This window comes from Mesorhizobium delmotii (assembly GCF_900149755.1).
In the GTDB taxonomy this organism is placed as follows: Bacteria; Pseudomonadota; Alphaproteobacteria; order Rhizobiales; family Rhizobiaceae; genus Mesorhizobium; species Mesorhizobium delmotii.
The window spans coordinates 12,442-33,174 of the sequence record NZ_FUIG01000029.1 but is presented as its reverse complement, the minus strand read 5'-3'; the positions used below and the strand labels follow the sequence as shown (position 1 = coordinate 33,174).

Here is a 20,733-nt window from a genome sequence, read left to right as displayed (position 1 = left end):
GATTGTCGAGCGCTTGGCGATGCGCGGAATCTGTCTCTTCCGCCTGCCGCGGTGGCTCCACCGCTCCGTTGCATGTGCTGACGACGATGGGGATCAGCTATGAAGATGCTAAGCCTCCGCTGCGAGTGAGCCTTTCCAGATTTACTTCAAAGGCGGATCTCGAGTTGGCAACGGCCGAAATAGTCGCTGCCGTGAATACGGAGCCACAACGACCGCGCTCGAAGTCTGACAATTCTTCTAGGCCTTGCGCTTCTTCACGTAGTCATGGCAGACGCAGCGGCAAGTTCCGCCTCCTCGACTGCCTTTCGGCACCAGTTCGCATAGCCGGACGCGAAACATTGCGCCGCCTCTAATTTGAAGTTCTGAACGCGAGTACGTCTGAACACGGATGCCCGGCAGGAGACTGAGCTCGCTGCCGGGCCGGGTACGCCTTGGGAGGTGGCGTAAGTCCGCGACCTTCGTGGCGGGGGACCACTCAGTCCGCGCGTTTTGCTGAGCGTGCATGTACCGTGCCAAGGCAAAAAGCGTTTTAAAACACCCTAGAGTCAGCTTCCTCTACGTTGCGTACCCAACATTGTCGGCTATCGGACAATACCGAACGTGCCTCTCGGCATCGGCCGACGCCTGAACCAGAGCGCACCCGCGGAGGCCGTTCGCTGCCATGTCGAGCGGCCCAATCGGTGGTGAGGGGTTTTAGCTCCGAACTGTTCGCCGGCTGACGCACAGGGCGGACTGTCACTCTCTTAAAGAAGGAAATCTCTGTACCCTCCATTCATGAGGGCGCGGCCACGAGAGACGGCGCGGCGAATGCGGTCGCGCAGATGATCGCGAGGATCCCTCCAGTCGGCATGGACGCGCCGTTGACCGATCAGCGCTTCGGCGAGTTCGCGATGTGACGCCCCAGCAAGTGAGCCGTCGAGCGCACGAAGAACGAAGGTTAGACGGGGACCGCGTCTTTCCGGCGGAAACAATCGGGCAGGCAGGTGTTGATTCAAACTTAGAGCATTGAGGCACTCGAGTGCCCTCAGGCGGGGCTTCGAAAGCATTGCTGGCCAGATTGCCTCGGTACGGAGGCAGACAGGGTGCAAGATATCGGCGCCAGAGACGGCGAGCTGGAGCGTATGCTCCACATTGCGAAGAAGAACATGCTGACCCTTGTCGGGCGACAGCAGGACCGTCGCACGACATGGCAATGCCGAGAGCTCGAACCGCGATGTCGCCGACGATACAGACAGCTGTTCTGCAATGACCGGCAGCACATTGACGCACCAGAACGGAGACCAGAAAACGAACGAATTTCGACCATAGGACTCGGCGAAACAGAACACCCCAGCGTGACAGGTCGCCGGCCGACGCGACCACGTCGAGAAAGGGTCGGTAGGACAAAGTATCGGCCTGCTGGCTTGCAGCGGTCAGGTCACGCTGGAATGCTGGATTGCGGCGTAAGAACTCCCAAGCCCACTCCCGTGGCGTCAGACCAGTGGTGTAGTCGTATGATCTTTCATCCCGCCAATCAGCCTCATCCACGCCTGTCACGAGAATTGTAGGCACGACTGTGCTCCCCTGCCCGCCCCCAGGGAGGTCGAAACATGATGCCACATGGCAAAGCGCCGGCGCTGAAGGCACCAGACCTCGACGACGCCACTTCGTCGAAGCGTGTGCCATTGCCACTGTCGAGGGCAGAAGTCGCGCGCAAGTAGCCACCAGGCCGTCGAACCCGCGCAGCGACAGCCAGCGCGCCCTGAGCACTCCAAGGTAATCGACGTGACAGCGGTGATCGGCTCCTGCATCGCGTTCCAGACGTTCCTGAAAGGTGCAGTGGCGTGGCGGTGGATTGCACGCTGGTTTTCGGCAAGTTGTCGTAGCGCGGGCGCTATAAGCTCAGTCATCGCAGGTCTCCTCGGGGGAATTTCCGCCATTGGAGGCCAAGTTTCATGCTATGGCAGCCTGTATAGTTGTACAGGTTAAGCCGGCTGGTTCAGTGGAACGCAAAAACGAACCGGCGAGGCGCAATCGCTTCTTTTGGCGGTGCTAACGCGGGGCTTTCTTTGCCGGCCGTTTCGAGATGGAGCGCGGCCGGGTTCGGCTTGCCCCGCTGCAGCCGATTTCCCAGGCAGACTTGCCGCTGAACTGCCCTTGTTGCGGGTATACCAATGCGGCGCGTCTGCGAGACATCGTCGATCATTGGCTGCCTCGCCGAGAGCACGCCGAGCCGGAGCTTCCCTGTCTCCTGACCCTCGTCAGCTTGCATATTGAACGACGGTTCGCCAGCAGCCGAAGTTGGCCGAGCGACCACTCCAATGTGTCCGTTGGAACGCAGCTTGCTGGCGCGATCGGCAGACTTCAAGAATGCAATCAAGGGGACGGTGCAGGCCAAGATTGCTTGCAGGGCCTGGACAACCCTCAGGTCGGCCGAGCGGCGCCCCATCCCTTTCCTCGGATCTCCGATTTTACCGCTGGCGGTGTCCAGACTCACAGGTGCAGCCGGGTCGGTCACTCACGGCGTCCATCACCTCATTTGTATCTGCCAATTGAATCCAGCTGCGTGAAGCGTTCCGGAGCGAAGATGTTGGAGTCAAGTCGTTGTGAGCTTCACTGCTTGAGTTCTGCACGGTGTCCGCGCCGGAGGTTGATCCGGTGATTACGCTGTGCGCTCGTTGTCGGATTCTCGACCATGTCGGACATGTGACACAACGCTGCCGGAGCGATCGCATTGGTCGGAAACGATTTTCCCAGTTGGCACGACAGATGCAGTCCTATGCGCAAAAAGCACTGCGACGCCGCCCGACTGAGAAGAAGCCAGCTGATGATCACGCTTTTCGAACATGCGGGCGCCGCCGCCAACACTGAGCGTTCTCGAGCAGACGGAAGCCATCGCGCTTTCATTCCTCTGGTTGTCCTGACATGACCGAATTCGATTTCCGGCCAACTGTGAATGCACCCGACGATGACCCCCACCTTTGGCTTGAAGATGTAGGAGGCGAACGGGCACTTGCGTGGACGGCAGGCCAGTCGGCAAACACCCTGAAGCACTTCGGTGGGACGCAGTTCGAGCGCGACCGGGCGGCGCTGACAGCGGAATTCGACCGCCCCGACAGGATTCCCCTGGTCACGCGCCGCGGTCAGTACCTCTACAATTTCTGGCGAGATGCCAGGAATCCGCGCGGACTGTGGCGCCGGACCACGCTTGCCGTCTACATGAACGCGGATCCCCAGTGGGAGCTACTCATCGATCTGGACGCCCTCGCGGCTAGCGACGGAGAGGACTGGATCTGGGGCGGCGCGTCCATCGAGCCGGAGAGACGGGAAAGAGCCGTTCTGCGCCTCTCGCGCGGCGGCAGCGACGCGGTCGTGCATCGCGAATTCGACTTCAGCTCTCTGAGCTTTGTCGCCGACGGTTTCAATCTCCCCGAGGCCAAGGGCGACATTGATTGGCTCGACCCCAACACTCTTCTGCTTTCCAGTGCGCTTGGTGATGGTATGGCCACGCGCTGCGGCTACGCACGCACCGTGCGACTGTGGAAGCGTGGCGCAGATCCCCTCACCGCGCCGGTAATCTTCGAGACCGGTTCCGAAACCCTGGGTGTGTCTGGCCATCTGGACCGTACCGCCGAGAGCGAGCGCCTGTGGTTCGTCGAGCAGCTGGCCTGGCTCGAGAAGAAAGTCCGCATTGGTGATAGAAGCGGGCCGAAGATTGAGATCGACCTTCCTCAGGACGCCAGGTGGGATAACTTCGGCGATTGGCTGGCGATAAAGCCGCGCAAAGCATGGACGGTTGCCGGGACGACCTATAGCGCCGACGCGCTGATCGGCATCTCGCTTTCCGCTTTCCTGGCCGGCGAGCGTCGTTTTAGTACCCTGTTTGAACCAGCCGAGAGGCGCTGTCTGCAGTCATTCTTCTGGAATGACGGGAAGCTCATTATCGAGTACCTGGCGAACCTCGCTCCAAGATTCGAGGTGTTCACTCCGGGCCCGCAGGAATGGACGCGCCGAGCCCTGGACACTGTGCCCGCGCAAGGGGCTGTTCACCTCTGGTCCCTCGATGCGGAAGATCACGAGACCAATGGAGAGGTCCTGGTTTGCGCTCAGGATCCGATCACGCCACCGCGGCTTTTCCTATTCGATCTCAATTCCGCGCCGCCTCTCAGCGCTTCAGTAATCCTGAAGCGCAGCCCGGAGACTTTCGACGCATCCGAACTGGTGGTCACGCGCCACGAGGCAGTCTCGATCGATCATGAGATGATCCCCTATACGCAGGTTGGTCCGGCGAACGGGAACGGAGATGCCCCGGTTCACCTTTCCGCCTATGGCGGGTTCGGCATATCGCTCCTGCCCTACTACTACTCCTCGCTCGGCAAGCTGTGGCTCGAGCGCGGCGGCACGTGTGTGGTGGCGAACATCCGCGGGGGCGGCGAGTTCGGCACCCGCTGGCACGATGCCGGGCGCAGGGAGGGCAAGTGTCTCGCGCATGACGATTTCGCCGCCGTTGCAGCCGACCTCGTGCGAAGGGGCATTACGCTGCCGAGGCGGATTGCCGCCGAGGGGGGCTCAAATGGCGGTCTACTGATCGCCAACATGCTTACCCGCTATCCTGAGCATTTCGGCGCGCTGTTCTGCACGGTTCCGCTTGTCGACATGCGCCGCTACACCAAGCTACTGGCGGGCGCGAGTTGGATCGACGAATATGGCGATCCCGACAAGGCTGACGATTGGGCTTTCCTGAGGGAAATCTCCGCCTACCACGCCGCGTCACCGGGACAGCCCTACCCGCCTATCCTGCTCGCCACCATGAGACGCGACGACCGCGTCCACCCGGGCCATGCGCGTAAGATGGCCGCAAAACTGCAAGCTCTTGGCTATCCCGCTTACTTCTACGAGCCCAGCGCCGGCGGGCACAGCTACGCCAAGGACAATCGCGAGCAAGCCGCATTCATCAGTCTTGGCACCAATTTTCTTCGCAGCGCGATCGGCTGGCACGCCTGTTCATAAAACCGGGAGCCCGAAAGAGCAAACTTCGAATAAGTGAGTACAGGTCGATGACTGCGAGAACGGTGCAAATAATCCGTGCACGGTTCACGAAAATGCGCGCCAGAGCTCTGTCGATCTCAATCAATACTGCAGGACTATTTACAGTGAAGCCTATCATTTCTGAAGAGCAAGGAGAAATATCATGGCAACAAAACGAATGAACTGGGCGCGGGGAGTAACAGCGGCCGTCGTCCTGATGCTGGTAGGGCAGCAGGCGGCCGCGGCAGACCTTGCAGAACCGTGCGACCCGGATCAGGGTGTCTTGTTCATGGAATGGCCAAGCCCCTGGCAGATCCGCCTGCGCGCGTTGGGGGTCATTACTGAGGACTCGGGCTACGTTAACGCGGTGCCCGGCTCCGGTCTTTCGTATTCCAACAGCGTGACGCCGGAACTCGATATTTCGTATTTCTTCACGGACAACGTCGCAGCCGAGCTTATCCTCGGCACCACCTATGCCAACATCACAGGCCAAGGCTCGATCGGCGGGCTGGGGAATATTGGCAAGGTTTGGCTGCTGCCGCCCACGCTGACATTGCAGTACCACTTTACCGATTTCGGCGCCTTCGAGCCCTATGTCGGCGCCGGCGTGAACTATACGATCTTCTATCATCAGGAAGCCGGCAGCGCCGATGATCTCAAGGTCAAGAACACGTTCGGCACCGCGCTGCAGGTCGGGTTCGACTACAAGCTCGACCAGCACTGGGGCGTCAACTTCGACGTGAAGAAGCTTTTCCTAAAACCGGACTTCGACGTCACGGTGGCCGGCGCGAAGCAGACGGGAAAGGCGGAGCTCGATCCCTGGCTGATAGGCGCAGGCGTCACGTACCGTTTCTGACAACGGAAGGCGAAGGCGGCTTACGCGCAGCCGAGTCGAATGAAGGGCGCCTCGTGCGCCCTTTTGCCGTCGGCCCGACGGTCCACTCTTGTCAACCCGAGATGCACCCAAGGTCAATGTGACTTGGGGTTGTCCGAGCTGTCGGATACGCGACGTTAATGTCGGTCATCCGACACAGCCGGTCCGATCGATCGCCTTGATCTAAAGGGGATTTTCCTTTGGCGCGCGTATTGCATCGTTCATCCGGACACGGATCAACGGACTGCGACAGCCATGCAGAGAATGTCGATAGCCAACGCTTTGTGCCGGGCCCAATTGCGGCCCTTCCAGGTGCAGAAAAAGGAAGGGAGCGTGAGTGCAAGCGTCATCGGGCTTTGAATTTTCCATCATTGTGGACATGGAAAACCCTGCTGGCTCGGCTGCCAACTCTTCAGTCTCGCTCACCCGGCCAGTTCCTGGATATCCGCGTAGGGCGCACGGGTCATTGTGACTGTCGTCTCGGCTGCACTCGCGTGCTGACCCCTTCGAGCAACACTCAACGCTGCTGCACACCGGCGATGAAAAGCCAGATCCAACAATGCGTCTTCCGAAAACCGAAAGAGGCGAACAGATATGTTCAAGATCGGCGCTTTGGCGCTCGCGGTATTAATTCAAGGGGCATCGGGATCGGCAACCGCTCGAGCGCTGGCCAACGGTTCGAACGGTGCACATCCACCGCTGTCGCTGAGCGATTTGGAACGGGCACTGACGATCAACGATCGCTATCGCGGGCTCACCGTGAATGTCCCCGAGGGGCCGTTCTGGCTGAATGGAGCCAACGCGTTCGTATACTGCCGGACTACCCATGGCGAGCAGCAGTTCATGCGGGTCGATGCTGCCACGGGTTTGAAACGGGCCGCCTTCGATCAGGCCCGTCTGGCGGCGGCGCTAAATGAAGCGAGCCATAAGAGCTATCAGGCCGGCGATCTTCCCTTCGAGCGTTTCGAATTGACCGAGGATGGTCGCAGGCTCGACTTCCTGATTGAGCAGGTCCGGTGGAGCTGCGACGTTGCAAGATATGCCTGCACCAGCGCAAAATTGACCGCCCCGGACTTTCAGCTCAGCCACCACTACACGCCACCGGCTGAGAATAACCCCGACCAGAGGAGCGTCTCGCCCGACGGCAAATGGATCGTCTATGTAAAGAACTACAATGTTTTCCTGGGCAGCAAGGACGGATTGCAGGATGTTGCGCTGAGCCGGGATGGATCCGAGGGCAATTACTACGTCTTTTCGACACTGAGCTGGTCGCCGGACTCGCGCCACCTCGCGGCTTACCGCGTTCGCCCCGGCTTCAAGCGGGAGCTCCACTACCTCGATTCGTCGACGGACCAGTTGCAGCGCGAATATTCGACGATGGTCTATCCCAAGCCGGGCGATGTCCTTCCGCTGCCCCAGCCGGTGCTGTTCGAGATTGCCAGCCAGCGCCAAGTCGCGATTGACGACGCCCTGTTCTCCAAACCCTTCGAACTTTCCCCTCTCCGGTGGTGGGCGGACGGTCGCGGCTTTACATTCGAATATAACCAGCGCGGGCATCAGGTCTATCGGCTGGTCGAGGTAGACGCCGCCTCGGCCCGTGCACGCTCGCTGATCGAAGAGACCAGCACGACCTTCGTTGATTACCAGCCTCTGGTGATGGATCAGGAAGGTACCGGGAAAATCTTTCGTTACGATGTCGACGACGGGAAGGAGATCATCTGGGCGTCCGAGCGCGATGGGCATGAGCACCTGTATCTGTTCGACGGCCGGACGGGCGCCCTCAAGAACCAGATCACCTTCGGTGAGTGGGTGGTCCGGGCGGTCAACCATGTCGATCCGGTCAAGCGCCAGATCTGGTTCGAGGCGAGCGGGAGGAACCCAGGGGAGGACCCTTATTTCGTGCATGCGTACCGCATCGGCTTCGACGGTGAGGGGCTGACTGAGCTCACGCCCGAGCCGGCCAACCACCATGTCGAGTTCTCTCCCGACGGCCGCTATATGTCGATCTCTGGTCACTCATCGATCTGCCGCCCCGCATGACGCTCTACCGCGCCATCGATAATGCCAAGCTCATGCAGGTGGAGACCGCCGACATGTCCGAGCTCATCCGCGCCGGCTGGCAGCCTCCACTCAGTTTCCACGCCAAGGGGCGCGACGGCAAGACTGATATTTGGGGCGTGATTCACCTGCCCGCCAATTTCGATCCGAAGAAGAGGTACCCGGTCGTGGAGAATATCTACGCCGGGCCGCAGGGCTCTTTTGCCCCAAAATCGTTCTCAAGGCGGACAGAGCCGCTCACGCAGCTGGGCTTCGTCGTTGTGCAGATCGATGGCATGGGTACCAACAACCGCTCGCGCGCCTTTCATGACGTTGCGTGGAAAAATCTGAAGGACGCAGGCTTTCCCGATCTCATTCGATGGCACAAGGCGGCCGCCGCGAGGTATCCGTGGTACGATATCTCCAATGTCGGCATTTTCGGCTGGTCCGCAGGCGGCCAGAGCGCGGTGGGCGCGCTGCTCTTCCATCCCGATTTCTATAAGGTCGCGGTCGCCAACAGCGGCTCCTACGACAACCGGATAGACAAGATCTGGTGGAACGAACAGTGGATGGGGTGGCCAGTCGGCATTGAATATTCCCAATCCTCCGCCATCGACAATGCTTACAGGCTGCGGGGCAAGCTGATGATCGTCGTCGGCGAAATGGACCACAATGTCGACCCGTCCTCCTCGCTCCAGCTTGCCGACCGACTCATCAAGGCGGGAAAAGATTTCGACATGGTCTATGTGCCTGGTGCCGATCACGGCGCGCCAGGGATCTATGCTGAGCGCAAACTCCTGGACTTCTTCGTTCGCAACATTCTCGGTCAGACCCCACCCGACTGAGACGCTAAACGAACCGAGTTGCAAAGAACAAATCGTCACGATGATGGCTTCGGCAGCTTCTGCCTGTATCAATCCTCGCGCCCCTTTTGTTGGCTATGATCGAGGCGGCAAGCGAGCGGAGAGCCGCTCGGACGAGGGCCTGCGCCGATTCCTGCGCAATGGTGGCCTTAGCAAGACGGAAACGGGAACGATTCCGACGCTCGACGGCCGCAAAACGGGAATTGAGGACATGGCGCCCGGCCTCTGCCCTTCGATGAGGGTACGCTTCTGTCTTGCATGCTTCGTTTTGCCTCCGCTCGCCACTCGCGGCTTTCCCCGGAAGCGGGACGGAAGCGGGGGTGGGCGGCGAGTTGCGACCGGAAGGGCCGCCGTCCAGGCGGACCGCATCCGAAGGACCGGAACGAAGAGAAGGACCCGAAGCGAGAGCGAAGGGTTGCGGGATAGAAGGGAGTGCCGCCTACCCTGCTCCGCCGGGGCCCAAAAGAAGAGCTGCGCCCGCCCTTGCCCGCGCCAGGGCGGGAGCGGAATGGCTGAGACGCCTGAGATTGCCGAAGAAGACCGGGGCTGGTCCGCCCGCCAACCGTGGCTCCGGGAAGCGCGCTGGCCCAGTTACGTTCGCAGGCTCAACAGAATCTCGCACGGGTCAGCGTCAAGCACTGCAGTTACGTCGAGAAACTCAATGATATCGAGACGCCGCTCTCCACCCTCATACTTGGCCACGAAAGATTGCGGCCGACCAAGTTTTTCAGCTACCTGCCTCTGGGTCAGGCCTTTGGCCTTGCGCAGTGATATCAGCTGGTCCAGAAACCGTTGGTGGCGGGGAGATCGAAGAGATTTGGGCATGTAGGCGAACCGGTCAGGTAAAGACCGGCTCAGCCACTAATCCCGGTTCCGGATAATCCCATTTTGGGATATTCTGTCTCGAATCCAGCGATCAACATGCGAGGTTCGCGGCAGACATGAATCCATCAAAGGGAACGGACGGGACTCAAAGCTCAACACTGCACGACGAGGTCCCCTGGTCGGAGAGCCTCACGAGCTATGACCGGCAGCATTTCAAGATCTATCTTAGGATCCTCGACGCCTGCGCCGACAATGCCAGCCTGGAGGAGATGGCAGATCTCATTCTCGGCATCGACCCGGCTCGTGAACCGGTGCGCGCTCGACAGGCTGTTCGCAGCCATATCGATCGGGCGAACTGGATAGTGACAACCGGCTACAAGGAACTGTTCGCCGGCTGACGCGCGGCGCGGACTGTCACTTTTTCAGGCAAGGAACTCACGACAGTCCCCATTCCTGAGCGCACGGCCGGAGAGACGCGCCGAATGCGGTCGCTGAGGTGATCGCCAGGATCCGTCCGGTCGGCGTGGACCCGACTTCCCCGATCAGCACTTCAGCGATCTCGCGATGTGAAGGTCCGGCGAGCGATCCGTCGATGCCCCGAAGAACGACGTTCAATCGGGGCCCAGTTTTTCGGCGAAACGAGCGGGCAGGCAATTCGCCGTAAGCACAAAGGACATTGAGGCACTCGAGCGCCGACAGGAGATGCTTCCGAGCGTGGCCTCCTCGCGGGGAAATTCCCGGCCATTGGAGGCGAACATTCGCCCAGGGCAGCCTGTGCCGTTGCACAGGCGAAGCTAACTTGTCAGTGAACCGAAAAATCCGAACGCGCGAGGCGCCCAATTGCCTGCCTAGTGGTCGTCACCCCAAGCTTGCGGCGAACGTTGCCCAGATGAAAGGCGGCCGTGCGCTGCGTGATCCCCAGGATGCAGCCGATCTCCCAATCGGATTTGCCTTGTGCTGCCCACTGCAGGCACTCGTATTCGCGCGGCGTCAGCAAGACACCGTTGATCATTCGATTCGCGGTCAGTTTGCGGCGAACGAACACATGAAAACAAGTCGCGATATACGACAGACCTTCTTCATAGCGCTCTGCCGCGCGGAAAAATGCAGGAACAGGCTTTTCACCGGCAAACGTCATCGCCGCGAAATTGCCTCGGCCATCGATAATCGGAAATGTCACGCCGCAGCAGATGCCAAACTGCGCCGCTTCTTCGAACACCTGAACCCCTGAAGCCCCTTCCGCACCGCTCAGATCGGATCCCCATTGAAATGTGCATCCGCCACCGCGTGCACGCACAATGACGGGGTCGACACTCTGATATCGGTTCGCGAGATAGTGTGCTGTCCAAGGCGCCGGATAATTTGAGATCAGCGTGGGCTTGCCATTAGGACGGGGTGGCAACGAGAGGTAGGCAAAAGCGAGCAGATCGAAACCAGAGGCGACGTCGGCCATAGCGCTGCTGAGATCAGCCTCATCGACGCTTTCTGAAAGCCGTTCCAAAAATCTCTCGAAGACAGCTCGCACGTATCTGGGCCCTACCTTAAACTCACCCCCGATTCACAGGCAGCGAAGCGCTGCAACGGCGCGTACCGCCGGGCAGACAGTTGGTAGACTAGCTAGCGGCCTAACTCGCTGGGAATGCAGCACGTCATAAAGCAGACCAACGCCTTGAGTCGGCACAACGTCGCGCCGACCTTGTGCCCGCTCGAACAAAGACGCAATTTGCAAGTAGCGCAATGCCGGCGGATGACTCCCTTTCCGCGACGTCATTGAATGAATATCCACCCTGCGGGCGAGGAGGTGCGCTGCCGTGGCGTGCCGCACCGGACTGCGTTTTGCGATGGATTGATGTCGTTGCCCGTGCCGGTAGCTGCTCAAAGCAAGCAATCGGGCGATCGCGCCCGATGTGAGTGTGATCCCAATAATGTGGCCACGACGACGCTGCCTCAGATCGTAGTGCGTGAGATTCATCTTACCCTCATTCTGCTGTCCGGATTAAGACAGTCAGAATTTGATCAATGCTTCGCTATCCCTCGCCTCTCTCTCAGAACCGCGACTCGCGTAGATCAAAATGGTCGCCTCTTTCTCGTCGAATACTTCAAAGAGAGATAACCTGGTTCGCAATTGGCAGAGCCATGGATGCAAGAACCATTCGTTTGGTTTGCCGCACATGAGTACCATGAGGGGCTTCTGATTACGCGCTGCCGGTGTCCTGATGATCGTCTTCAGGCATGCTCGATCCGTCCAGCTCAGGCGGTTCGAAACGGCATCCGGGTGGGTGTGCCAGTCCCCGAGATATGTGTCCAACCTCCCGGAACGTTCGTAGTGCTTTGCGATTTCCGCCTGTTGCCAGCTTTGATCAGGGACAAAGCTGCTTCGTTCGTGAAATGCTTGGGGCCCGGCCGGAATCATTGCTGTTACAACGGCACCGTTGTTTTCGGCCCAGTATCCCATGAAGGTCCCACCCGTCTCTCGATCATACCAAAGGTCGGCATCGGTTTGCATGTCCTGCACAATCGCTTGGGGCAGCCAGACTACTGGTTGCATCCGCATTCCTTCATAGGAGGCAAGGCATCGACCCGCCAAGACGGCGGCACCCGCCTGACCCCGTCATGCAACGTGAGGGTGTGAACCAAGGACTCCTTGAAGTCGTCTGGCTGGGAAAGAATGTCCACGGTCAACCGGACAGCCTCCAAAGATAGTTCATGGAGATCGAATGAAGCCCCAGTGAAGGTCAGCTCCGCGCATCCAGCCGGCTGGTTCAGGCCGAAGGTTTCTCCTGACCCAGGAGCTTTTTCGATCAAACCTTTCGCATAGGCGAACTCGCGGCAGGTTGGGCAGCCGGATTTAGGGTGGTAGGCCGCAACGACGCCTCCCTTCAATGACAGCGTTCCGAAAAGAGAAATCATCGGTTTCCCTGCGGACTTGCAGTGATCGGCCAGCAACCGTGAGATCCCGGAAGAGGCCGTTGCGTCGATGACGATGTCGGCCTTCACAAAGATCGGCGGTAGAACTGAATGGTCCCCTCCGTTCCCGTCGGCCACCGTCGCTATCCCCACGTGGTGATGGATCGCCTCAACTTCGACCCCCGGGTATTCGGACTCCACATGTTGCTTGACGGAAGTGGTCTTTCGCATTCCCCAGGCCGTCGCACCAAGCGGCCATCGGATGGAGTTTCCTGGCTCGACGATGTCATGGTCGATGACGGTGAGATGAGAACAGCCGTTGCGGGCAAGCTCGATCGCAAGTGGGGCACCAATAGCTCCCATTCCGAAGATGGCAATCACCTTGCCCTTCAAGATGCCCACCGACGGAACTCGGGCACCGACGTCTGAGGCGCCTGCGCGGAGCGTGGGCACGATGATCATCGAGGGGCTGGTACCTCTCTGCCCCTGCCTCACAGGCTGGAACGACTTTGCTGGTCCGTAAAACAGTGGAAATAGCCAAGTGTCGCCGTCGATACCGTGGCTGAGTTCCGTCGACTGGACGGTGACAGACATCGAAATGGCCGGCGAGGCTATAGTAACCGCACGCCTTCCGAAGGTAATCTGGTCCTGCACCTTTCGATCACGCCAACCCTCGCGCGGTGGCGGCGCGAAACGGGCTACGCGCCTCCACGGAAATGTGCCTGTGACCTTCTTCGATTCAAGTTCGTGGGGGAGAGGATATGTCCGAGTAGCTAGAACGGTTCCGTCCTTGGCCTTAATTTCCTCAACCGCACCCTTGAATCTGATTTTGTTGTCCATCTTCTGCAGGGTGTAGGATACCCTTAGCGTCCCCTCTGTTTGATCTCCTACGTTCCAGGCGGTGTCGATCAGCATGTAGCTCCCATCGACATAGCCTGGGAACGCCGCGGCAACAGCGTTCCACCAGAACTCCATCGGTTCGCCCTGCGGATCCTCCACGCCCGTGCCATTCAGGGCGTTGGCGAGTTGTTTCTCCAGAAGCGCCAACGTCCACTCGATGGACCACAGCCCCGTGTCACGGCCCAACAAGCAAAGGTTACCGTCAGTCGGTGAGCAATGCTTGTGCGGAAACGTTTCCGGGTTTCCTCGAAGGGCGACTTGCGGGCGGACGAAGGGATAGCTATCGGGGAAAACTGCGCGAAGCTGGCAGACTTCCCCGGATGCCAGCGGCCATTCGAACTCGACGCATAGCACCCCGTTTTTCAGTTGGTCTTCGTCGATCCGCAGCGAGTCTCGGACGAAGAATGCCAGATCACGGAGTTCGAAATCAAATCGTCCTACGCAGGCATGCTCCCAGTGAGGGAGCATGCCTGCCTTCAGACCGCTGTAGCTTAACCAGGTCATCCTACAGGACGACCGGCGGCTGAGGTGGGTCCTTAGGGCCAGGCGGAACGCCGGGTGGACGACCCGGAACGCCATCTGGTGGGGTTGGGATCCAGTCGGGCGGTCCAGGCGGGGTGTGGCCTGGATTGCCTGGGGTTGGGGGCCTTGCCATGTCCATTCTCCATTTTGCGTTGGTGGAAGATACAGTCACATCGCCGCGTTCTCAGTTAAGCTGGGAATACGATCGTTTTGTTCCCGTTGAGCATGTTCCGCCTCTCCAGATGCAGCTTGACGGCCGTGCAAGGACCCGGCTTTCGATATCGCGGCCAGTGGCGAGGAAATCTTCCGGAGGATGATAACGAAAAGGTCGGCGACGAGGCCGTAGCCAGCGGCCTCGAACATTGGACCTCCTCGCCCTTGTTGATGGCGACACGACTTTCGGAGCTTCGTGCCGGCAAGGTTCAGTTTCGGAGAGCTTCTTTGGGATGAAAAAGGAAAGCCTCGGGTCGGCTGCCGCCGAGATATTCTCGACGGCAGCCGCATTGCCTTGGGAGGCGCTTGGATACGAAGCGGTGCGCACGGTGATCACCTTCTTGGCGTCGGTCGACTGCGCCGCCGCAATCGCGTTACCGGCATAGCTCGGCCCTTTCAAGGTGTCGGGCAAGATGACTTCGATGATCTTGGAGATCTGAGCGACATCGAGCAGTGCGCGCGGCACCATATTCTTACCAGACGAGGTCGCTGGCGCGATGATCGTGTCATACGAATCGGCCAAGGAGACAACGAGCGCTGTCGGCGATTCGGCGAGGCCCTCTATGAGTTCGTCGGCTCCGGCGAGCAGCATCTTGCTCACGCCCTTCAGCTTGGCGGCAGCATCGACATAGCCCTTGGCGCTCTTGCCAGCGACCAGCACATGCACGTCCGAACCGATCTGCAGGGCCGCCGAAAACGCCTTGGCGGTCTGATGGGAAAGCCTCGCGTTGTTGTGTTCGGCAATCAGAAGAATAGCCATGTTCTTGTCTCCGTTCCGATCGCTTACAGCACGCCGGCTGTTCTTCCCGTTGAAATAAGGCCCAGTCTTTGGTCCCGAAGCGAAGTCAGCCTGCAGAGGAACCCTATTCGCGTCCCGCGCGCCATTCTCTGAATGCGAGGTTGAGGCGTGCACCTACGTCAGTGAACGGTCGCGGAGGCAATGCGTGGGGCCTCTCAAACAAGCGAAATATTTCGCCAAGCTGGGACCGATGCCCCACCACGAGTTCCGCGGTTGCGATGCCTGCGGCAGTGGCCTTAGTTGCCCCTATGCCGTTGCATGCGCATGCGGCGAAGATGCGATCCTCCACTTGGCCAAACAGTGGCACCGAATTCCAAGTAAGCGCCATTGCGCCAGCCCAACGATACTGCATCTTCAAGTGGCGATGATCGGGGAAGCGATCCGCGAACTTACGGTCATGGAGATCGCTCGCACTCTTGATTGAGCCCGCTTCAACTTCGATCTTAGGGTTGTAGGTGTAGCGCGATCGGATGAGGATTCGGTCGCCGTCAGCGCCGGTGATGCGTCGCACGGTCGTGCCCATCGACGCGGCCGGCGTTGCTCCCCATTTCCGCGATCCGGCCAGCGTGGAGGGGTCGAACGGTTGGGTCAGCGAGGCGTAGGTGAAGACATGGAGAAGTTCACCGCTTCCGAACCCAAAGCTCTCCGCGTGGCCGTTTGTCGCCAGGATCACCTGGGCGGCCCTGACCTCGCCTTTGGGTGTCTTCACCGTGCAGCCGTTCGGCGAGGTTTCGATGGACAGGGCGGGCGTGCGCTCGAATAGCCTGACGGGCTTTTGAAGCAAATCTGCAATCGCCCTCACCAGCGCGGCGGGTTGGACCATGACCGCACCGGGAGTAAAAAGTCCCGACTTGAAAGATCGCGTGCCCGTGACTTCCTCGACCTGTTCGGCATCAAGAAGCTGGTGCGGTTCTCCCAATAAATTGAGCTTGGACGAGTACGCCGCAAGATGCTGCGTGCCAGAGTCGGTCATGGCCACGCTGTATTTGCCACTACGATCGAACACGTCCCTGTCCCAGCCATTTTCCTCCGCCAATCGGGCGTAATGTTGAATAGACGTCCGCGCGACTGCTATCTCGTTGCGGCTCTTGGTGACAGCGTCCATCCCGAAATTGCCCGACGAAATGTCGTGAGGCAGATCAATTAGAAATCCGGAGTTCCGGCCACTGGCCCCATTCCCGACCATGTCGGCATCGATAAGGGCGACGGAAAGTCTTGGGTCGAGATCGGCCAGCCTCACAGCGGCGGCCAACCCGGCGAAGCCCGCACCGACGATGACGACATCGGCAGTGATGGCCCGTTCGAGCTCGGGCCTTGGCGCTCTCGGAGGAAGCATTGCCGCCCAGCCGGACTCCACGCCATGGGCGGGGAGCCGACGCGCACGAAAGGTCTTGCTGGTCATCATACCGCTTCTTGTTCGACCAGTGCGCCAAGCGCCGTTCGAAGCGCCGCGATGCGGTCGGGCGTAAGGGGACGGAACGGCTTTCTCGCGTTGCCGCAGCCATACCCAGTGAGTTCGGCGGCCGCATACACGCTTGGGACATAGTCGCCGTCCCAAAGAAGGGACATAATTGGCTCCAGTTGCCGCCAGAGCGATTGTACGTTATCCCATTTCTTTTCCCGGGCGGCCTTGACGATCGCCACGCAGGTGCGTGGCGCAACGTTCGCGCCGCCCCAGATCAGACCAGAGCAACCCGCGAAAAGGGAGAACGGGACGAGCGGATCGGCCCCGTTGATAACATCCAGGCCGGTGCGGATTAGCCTGACCTGCCCGATCAAGTCTCCACTGCTGTCCTTGACTGCGCGGAATTCGGGCAATTCGCAGAGTCTGCGGAGCAAGTCCGGCGTTATGCGTACACCGACGGCCTGAGGCACATTGTATCCGATGATGGGCAATCCGACCTTAGCAACTTCGGCGTAAAAGTCGAAGACGCTGTTGTCGTCCGACGGACCTTCGAAGAAGGGCGGGAGGACCATAACACCGTCCGCACCGGAGTCCTTTGCAAACTGCGTTCGTTCGACGACGTCGGCCGTGAGCAATGCCGAGGCCTGGGCAATCACCTTGGCCCGCCCGGCGACGATGCGCGCACCGCGTTCTATAAGGGACTTGGATTCATCGGGCGTCAGATAGACATGCATGCCTGTTCCCGAGCTGAAAACGAAACCATCGACACCCGCAGCCAGATGCCGCTCGATCAGACCCTGGAAACGATCGAAATCGATACGCCCGTCCGAGTCGAATGGCGCCGTGATCGCGAGATTAAGACCGGCGAACGCAAATGATGACATTTCAGAAACCCTCGTTTGAGTTACACAAATCGATCCAAAGGGTCTTGGTCTGGCAATACTGATCGTGCGCCTGGAGGGACTTGTCCCGGCCGCCGAAGCCCGATTGCTTGTAACCACCAAACGGGGTAGCGGCGTCCCCCTCCCCGTAACAGTTCACGGTCACGGTGCCCGCCTTGATCGCCCGTGCGGCCCGAAGCGCCCGTGTGCCGTCGGCGGTGAAAACAGAGGCGGCTAGGCCATATTCGGTCTGGTTGGCGAGCGAGACCGCCTCCGCGAGAGAGTTTACCGCAATGACAGAAAGGATCGGCCCGAAAATCTCTTCCCGGACGTGCTTGCTGTCGTGGCGGTCGAATTCCATGATCGTGGGCTCGATCGTGGTCCCGTTGAAGACCTTTCCGCCAACCACGACCTTGCCATCGCCTTCCAGGTAGGCGCTAACCTTCTCGAAATGCGTGGTAGAGACAAGCGGACCGACGCGGGTGTCTGGATCGAGGGGGTCGCCCACGGTCCAAGTCCTAGCTACTTCCGTTAGTTTTTTGAGGAGGCGATCCTTCACGTCCTTGTGGACGAAGAGACGCGAGATGGCCGAGCAGTTTTGACCCATGTTCCAGAACGCGCCGTTGGCGATGTGGGAGGCCACGGCGTGAAGATCGGGAACGTCGTCCATAACAATGCAAGGATTCTTGCCGCCCATCTCAAGGACCACCTCCTTCAAATTGCTCTCGGAGGAGTACTTTAGGAAGCGACGGCCAGTGTCGGTGGACCCTGTGAAGGAAACTGCGTCGATCTGGGGATGACGACCGATCGGTTCGCCAACCTCCGGACCATCGCCTGTCAGGACGTTGAAAACGCCAGGCGGCAGCCCGGCATCGAGAGCGAGCTCTGCTACCCTCAATGTGGTGAGCGACGTCTCTTCCGCTGGCTTGACGACGATCGTGCACCCCGCTGCGAGAGCAGGGCCGATCTTCCACGCGAGCATTAGAAGAGGGAAGTTCCAGGGGAGCACGATGCCGACGACGCCGATAGGCTCGCGCACGACCAGGCCGAGAGAGGAGTCGTTCGCAGGCGAAACCTGATCATATATCTTGTCAACGGCTTCTGCATGCCATCTGAGGCTGTTGATAGCCTCAGGCACGTCGATGCTGGTGCAATCGCTGATCGTTTTGCCGCTGTCCAAGCTCTCCATCAGCGCCAGCTCAAGTGCGTTTTCCTCGATGACGGACGCCAGCTTGAGAAGCACCTTTTTCCTATTCGCCGGGGCAAGCTTCGACCACCGCCCGTCCTCAAACGCATACCGGGCGGCAGTGACGGCCTTGTCGACATCGGCTGCAGAAGCCGCCGGAAGCTCCGCCAAAACCTCGCCGGTCGCCGGATTGAGGGTTGCAAAGGTTTTGCCCGACAGGGCGGCCACCTGGACCCCGTCCACGATCATCTTGCTGGGCAGTTTGAGCGCAGTCGCCTGCGTCTTGTAGTCGACTTTATTGAGCATTTCTGTTCTCCCTCGTGTACTGACACCGACAATGATTATCCTTCGAGTTCGCCTTGCATGCCGCTGGGCACGGCGTAGAGCGCCACATCGCTTCGGAAAACTTCGAGGTGGGCGCGCACCACGTCGCCCGCCCACTCTGTATCACGGGCTTCGATGGCCTCGATCATCTGATCGTGTTGCCGAGCAGCAGTTTCCTGGCCCTTCTGTATCCGCGGATCGCCGTTGTGGCGGTAAAAGATCTTCCCGATCCGGGCGTGGTCGATGAGAAGCTTCTTGAGACTGGGAAGGAGATACTGGTTGTGCGCCATCTTTCCGATGTTCAGATGAAACTGGTGATTGAAGATCACCCTGTTCTCGACGTGACCGTCGGCAATCGCCTGCCGGAACTTCTGCTGAGTCTGCTTGAGGACTTCGAGGTCCCGAGCGTTATGGTTGATGGCTGCGAGCTTCGTCGTTCCGACGTAGATCATCGGAGCGACGATGAGGAAATCCCGAAGCGTCTGGTAGGACATGAGGGATACGCGCGCAGCGCGGTTGGCCTCAAGATCTACGTAGCCCTCGCCTGCCATCTGTCTCATGAGTTCGCGCACAGGCGGACGGGAAAGGCCGAATTCCTCACTAAGAGCGACTTCGTCGAGAACCGCCCCCGGCTCGAGTTGCATCGTCAAGATACGATGCACCAGTGTTTCAGCAAGAATGCCTTTTCGGTCCGTCGGGGCGGCGGGCTCATTCACGATCATAGCGGCTCCTCAATTTCAGAGATAGACATATTGTAGACAAAGATCATGAGTCAAGATAGGTGAATGACAATACGAAGCCTACTGCAGCTCGCAGGCGTTCAAGGGTGGAGGCAAGAGCGTGTTTTATTCATCACCACGGCACAGACGGGCACGGTCGGTTCGGCTGAAGGTCGGGTTCATCCTGGCCCGCTCCTTCACGTTGACTGCCTTCGCCATGTTTATCGACACACTGAGACTCGCCAGCGATAAATCCGACAGGTCAGGTCGGATCAATGCGGACTGGGAGGTGCTGTCGAACACCCGGCATCTCGTCACGTCGAGCTGCGGCGTCCAGGTCTCCCCGACGTCTTTATTCCTCGACCCGATGGAGTTTGACTACATTGTCGTCGTAGGGGGACGATTGACCGACGATCAGGCGGTCGACAACGAAACCCTGAGGTATCTTCGGGATGCCGCGTTCAAAGGGGCGCGATTGATCGGAATCTGCACCGGAACGTTCATTTTGGCTGAGGCAGGTCTTATGGAGACGCACGAGACCTGCGTCAGCTGGCTTCACCACGTCGACTTCCGGGAGCGATTTCCTGATTTACAGGTTCGGGCGGACAGAATTTATAACTTGGATGCCACGCGGGGATCATGCGCGGGCGGCAGCAGCACTGCCGATCTAGCGGCAGAATTGGTGCGACGGCACATTGGAAACGCGGCCGAGAGGAACGCGCTCGAAGTTCTCCAGATCGATAAGGTTCGGAACGCAGAGTGGGTGCAACCACGTCGCCCACTGACAATAGAGACGCACGATCCGAGGCTCCGCGCTGCGATGATCCTGATGGAGCAGAACATCGAGAACACACTGTCGGTTTCCAGGCTGGCCGCAGCATCGGGCATTTCCCGGCGACAACTCGAACGGCTGTTTTTCAAGGAGGTGAACAGCTCTCCTGCCTTTGTCTACCGCCGGGTGCGGCTGGAGCGCGCAAAGCAACTTCTCAGGAAAAGCGACACCCCTTTGATAGAGGTTGCTATTGGGTCAGGTTTCGAGAACGCCTCTCACTTTGCAAGGGTCTTCCGAAGGGCTTACGGTCAATCACCCTCTGCCTGGAGGCGTTCGGAGTTGACTTCGCCAAGTGTCGAACGTGGAGCTTTGCAGAATACGTACTCGCTGGGCGCCGACGCGGTTGAATAACTCGGTGATGGACGGCCGTCTTCCCGTCCACATCCGCGACGCACATTACGGCGATTACGCCTTGCGACGGGTGCCAGGTGTAAGCATC

The 20,733-nt window shown here is 59.5% G+C and carries 15 protein-coding genes and 2 pseudogenes; 5 read left to right on the top strand and 12 right to left on the bottom strand.

From position 1 onward, the window contains the following. Nucleotides 1–743 precede the first annotated feature (743 nt). The 3 genes and pseudogenes from BQ8482_RS39365 to BQ8482_RS18940 all read right to left on the bottom strand — a co-directional run bounded on the left by BQ8482_RS39365 (nt 744) and on the right by BQ8482_RS18940 (nt 2,497). The gene (locus BQ8482_RS39365; RefSeq protein ID WP_244602886.1) at nt 744–1,046 is read right to left on the bottom strand and encodes a DUF2285 domain-containing protein; all 303 of its coding nucleotides are present in this window, start codon (nt 1,044–1,046) and stop codon (nt 744–746) included. Nucleotides 1,047–1,374: 328 nt separating this feature from the next. After that, nucleotides 1,375–1,665: pseudogene (locus BQ8482_RS39360) on the bottom strand (transcriptional regulator domain-containing protein); the annotation flags it as partial. Nucleotides 1,666–1,978: 313 nt separating this feature from the next. Then, nucleotides 1,979–2,497, bottom strand: coding sequence for a hypothetical protein (locus tag BQ8482_RS18940; protein ID WP_123149040.1), 519 nt, complete (start codon nt 2,495–2,497; stop codon nt 1,979–1,981). 407 nt (nt 2,498–2,904) lie between these two features. Between BQ8482_RS18940 and BQ8482_RS18935 the strand changes: the two genes are divergently transcribed. The 3 genes and pseudogenes from BQ8482_RS18935 to BQ8482_RS18925 all read left to right on the top strand — a co-directional run bounded on the left by BQ8482_RS18935 (nt 2,905) and on the right by BQ8482_RS18925 (nt 8,763). Continuing rightward, the gene (locus tag BQ8482_RS18935; RefSeq protein ID WP_123149039.1) at nt 2,905–4,989 is read left to right on the top strand and encodes a prolyl oligopeptidase family serine peptidase; all 2,085 of its coding nucleotides are present in this window, start codon (nt 2,905–2,907) and stop codon (nt 4,987–4,989) included. 196 nt (nt 4,990–5,185) lie between these two features. Beyond that, a complete protein-coding gene (locus BQ8482_RS18930) occupies nt 5,186–5,863 on the top strand; it encodes an OmpW/AlkL family protein (RefSeq protein WP_425294116.1) in 678 nt (225 codons plus the stop codon). Between the two features lie 612 nt (nt 5,864–6,475). Beyond that, nucleotides 6,476–8,763 (top strand): annotated as a pseudogene (locus BQ8482_RS18925) (S9 family peptidase). A 609-nt stretch (nt 8,764–9,372) separates the two neighbouring features. On the opposite strand, the gene BQ8482_RS18920 reads toward BQ8482_RS18925, so the two are convergent. Then, on the bottom strand, nt 9,373–9,606 hold the full coding sequence (locus BQ8482_RS18920; protein WP_123149037.1) for a helix-turn-helix domain-containing protein: 234 nt from the start codon (nt 9,604–9,606) through the stop codon (nt 9,373–9,375). Between the two features lie 116 nt (nt 9,607–9,722). Here BQ8482_RS18920 and BQ8482_RS18915 point away from each other — a divergent pair, with 116 nt between their 5' ends. Beyond that, on the top strand, nt 9,723–10,004 hold the full coding sequence (locus tag BQ8482_RS18915; protein WP_123149036.1) for a DNA -binding domain-containing protein: 282 nt from the start codon (nt 9,723–9,725) through the stop codon (nt 10,002–10,004). Between the two features lie 404 nt (nt 10,005–10,408). Here the strand turns inward: BQ8482_RS18915 and BQ8482_RS18905 are convergent, their stop codons facing one another. The 8 genes from BQ8482_RS18905 to BQ8482_RS18865 all read right to left on the bottom strand — a co-directional run bounded on the left by BQ8482_RS18905 (nt 10,409) and on the right by BQ8482_RS18865 (nt 19,465). Beyond that, complete coding sequence (locus BQ8482_RS18905; RefSeq protein ID WP_123149034.1) at nt 10,409–11,131, bottom strand: LuxR family transcriptional regulator; 723 nt, start codon at nt 11,129–11,131, stop codon at nt 10,409–10,411. Between the two features lie 480 nt (nt 11,132–11,611). After that, complete coding sequence (locus BQ8482_RS18895) at nt 11,612–12,154, bottom strand: Mov34/MPN/PAD-1 family protein (protein WP_123149032.1); 543 nt, start codon at nt 12,152–12,154, stop codon at nt 11,612–11,614. Next, entirely contained in the window at nt 12,142–13,917 is a 1,776-nt protein-coding gene (locus BQ8482_RS18890) for a ThiF family adenylyltransferase (RefSeq protein WP_165848626.1), read from the bottom strand. The genes BQ8482_RS18895 and BQ8482_RS18890 overlap by 13 nt, the downstream gene beginning before the upstream one ends. 202 nt (nt 13,918–14,119) lie before the next feature. Then, nucleotides 14,120–14,908, bottom strand: coding sequence for an adenine nucleotide alpha hydrolase family protein (locus tag BQ8482_RS18885; RefSeq protein ID WP_123149030.1), 789 nt, complete (start codon nt 14,906–14,908; stop codon nt 14,120–14,122). A 103-nt stretch (nt 14,909–15,011) separates the two neighbouring features. Further along, the gene (locus BQ8482_RS18880) at nt 15,012–16,352 is read right to left on the bottom strand and encodes an NAD(P)/FAD-dependent oxidoreductase (protein WP_123149029.1); all 1,341 of its coding nucleotides are present in this window, start codon (nt 16,350–16,352) and stop codon (nt 15,012–15,014) included. Next, the gene (locus tag BQ8482_RS18875) at nt 16,349–17,236 is read right to left on the bottom strand and encodes a dihydrodipicolinate synthase family protein (protein ID WP_123149028.1); all 888 of its coding nucleotides are present in this window, start codon (nt 17,234–17,236) and stop codon (nt 16,349–16,351) included. Before BQ8482_RS18875 ends, BQ8482_RS18880 begins: the two co-directional genes overlap by 4 nt. Before the next feature lies 1 nt (nt 17,237). Beyond that, nucleotides 17,238–18,725, bottom strand: a complete 1,488-nt coding sequence (locus BQ8482_RS18870; RefSeq protein WP_123149027.1) for an aldehyde dehydrogenase — start codon at nt 18,723–18,725, stop codon at nt 17,238–17,240. A 35-nt stretch (nt 18,726–18,760) separates the two neighbouring features. Then, entirely contained in the window at nt 18,761–19,465 is a 705-nt protein-coding gene (locus BQ8482_RS18865) for a GntR family transcriptional regulator (protein ID WP_123149026.1), read from the bottom strand. A gap of 214 nt (nt 19,466–19,679) precedes the next feature. On the opposite strand from BQ8482_RS18865, the gene BQ8482_RS18860 reads away from it, so the two are divergent. After that, nucleotides 19,680–20,645 (top strand): helix-turn-helix domain-containing protein, encoded by a 966-nt coding sequence (locus tag BQ8482_RS18860; protein ID WP_123149025.1) that lies wholly within the window; start codon nt 19,680–19,682, stop codon nt 20,643–20,645. The last annotated feature ends 88 nt before the right edge of the window (nt 20,646–20,733 follow it).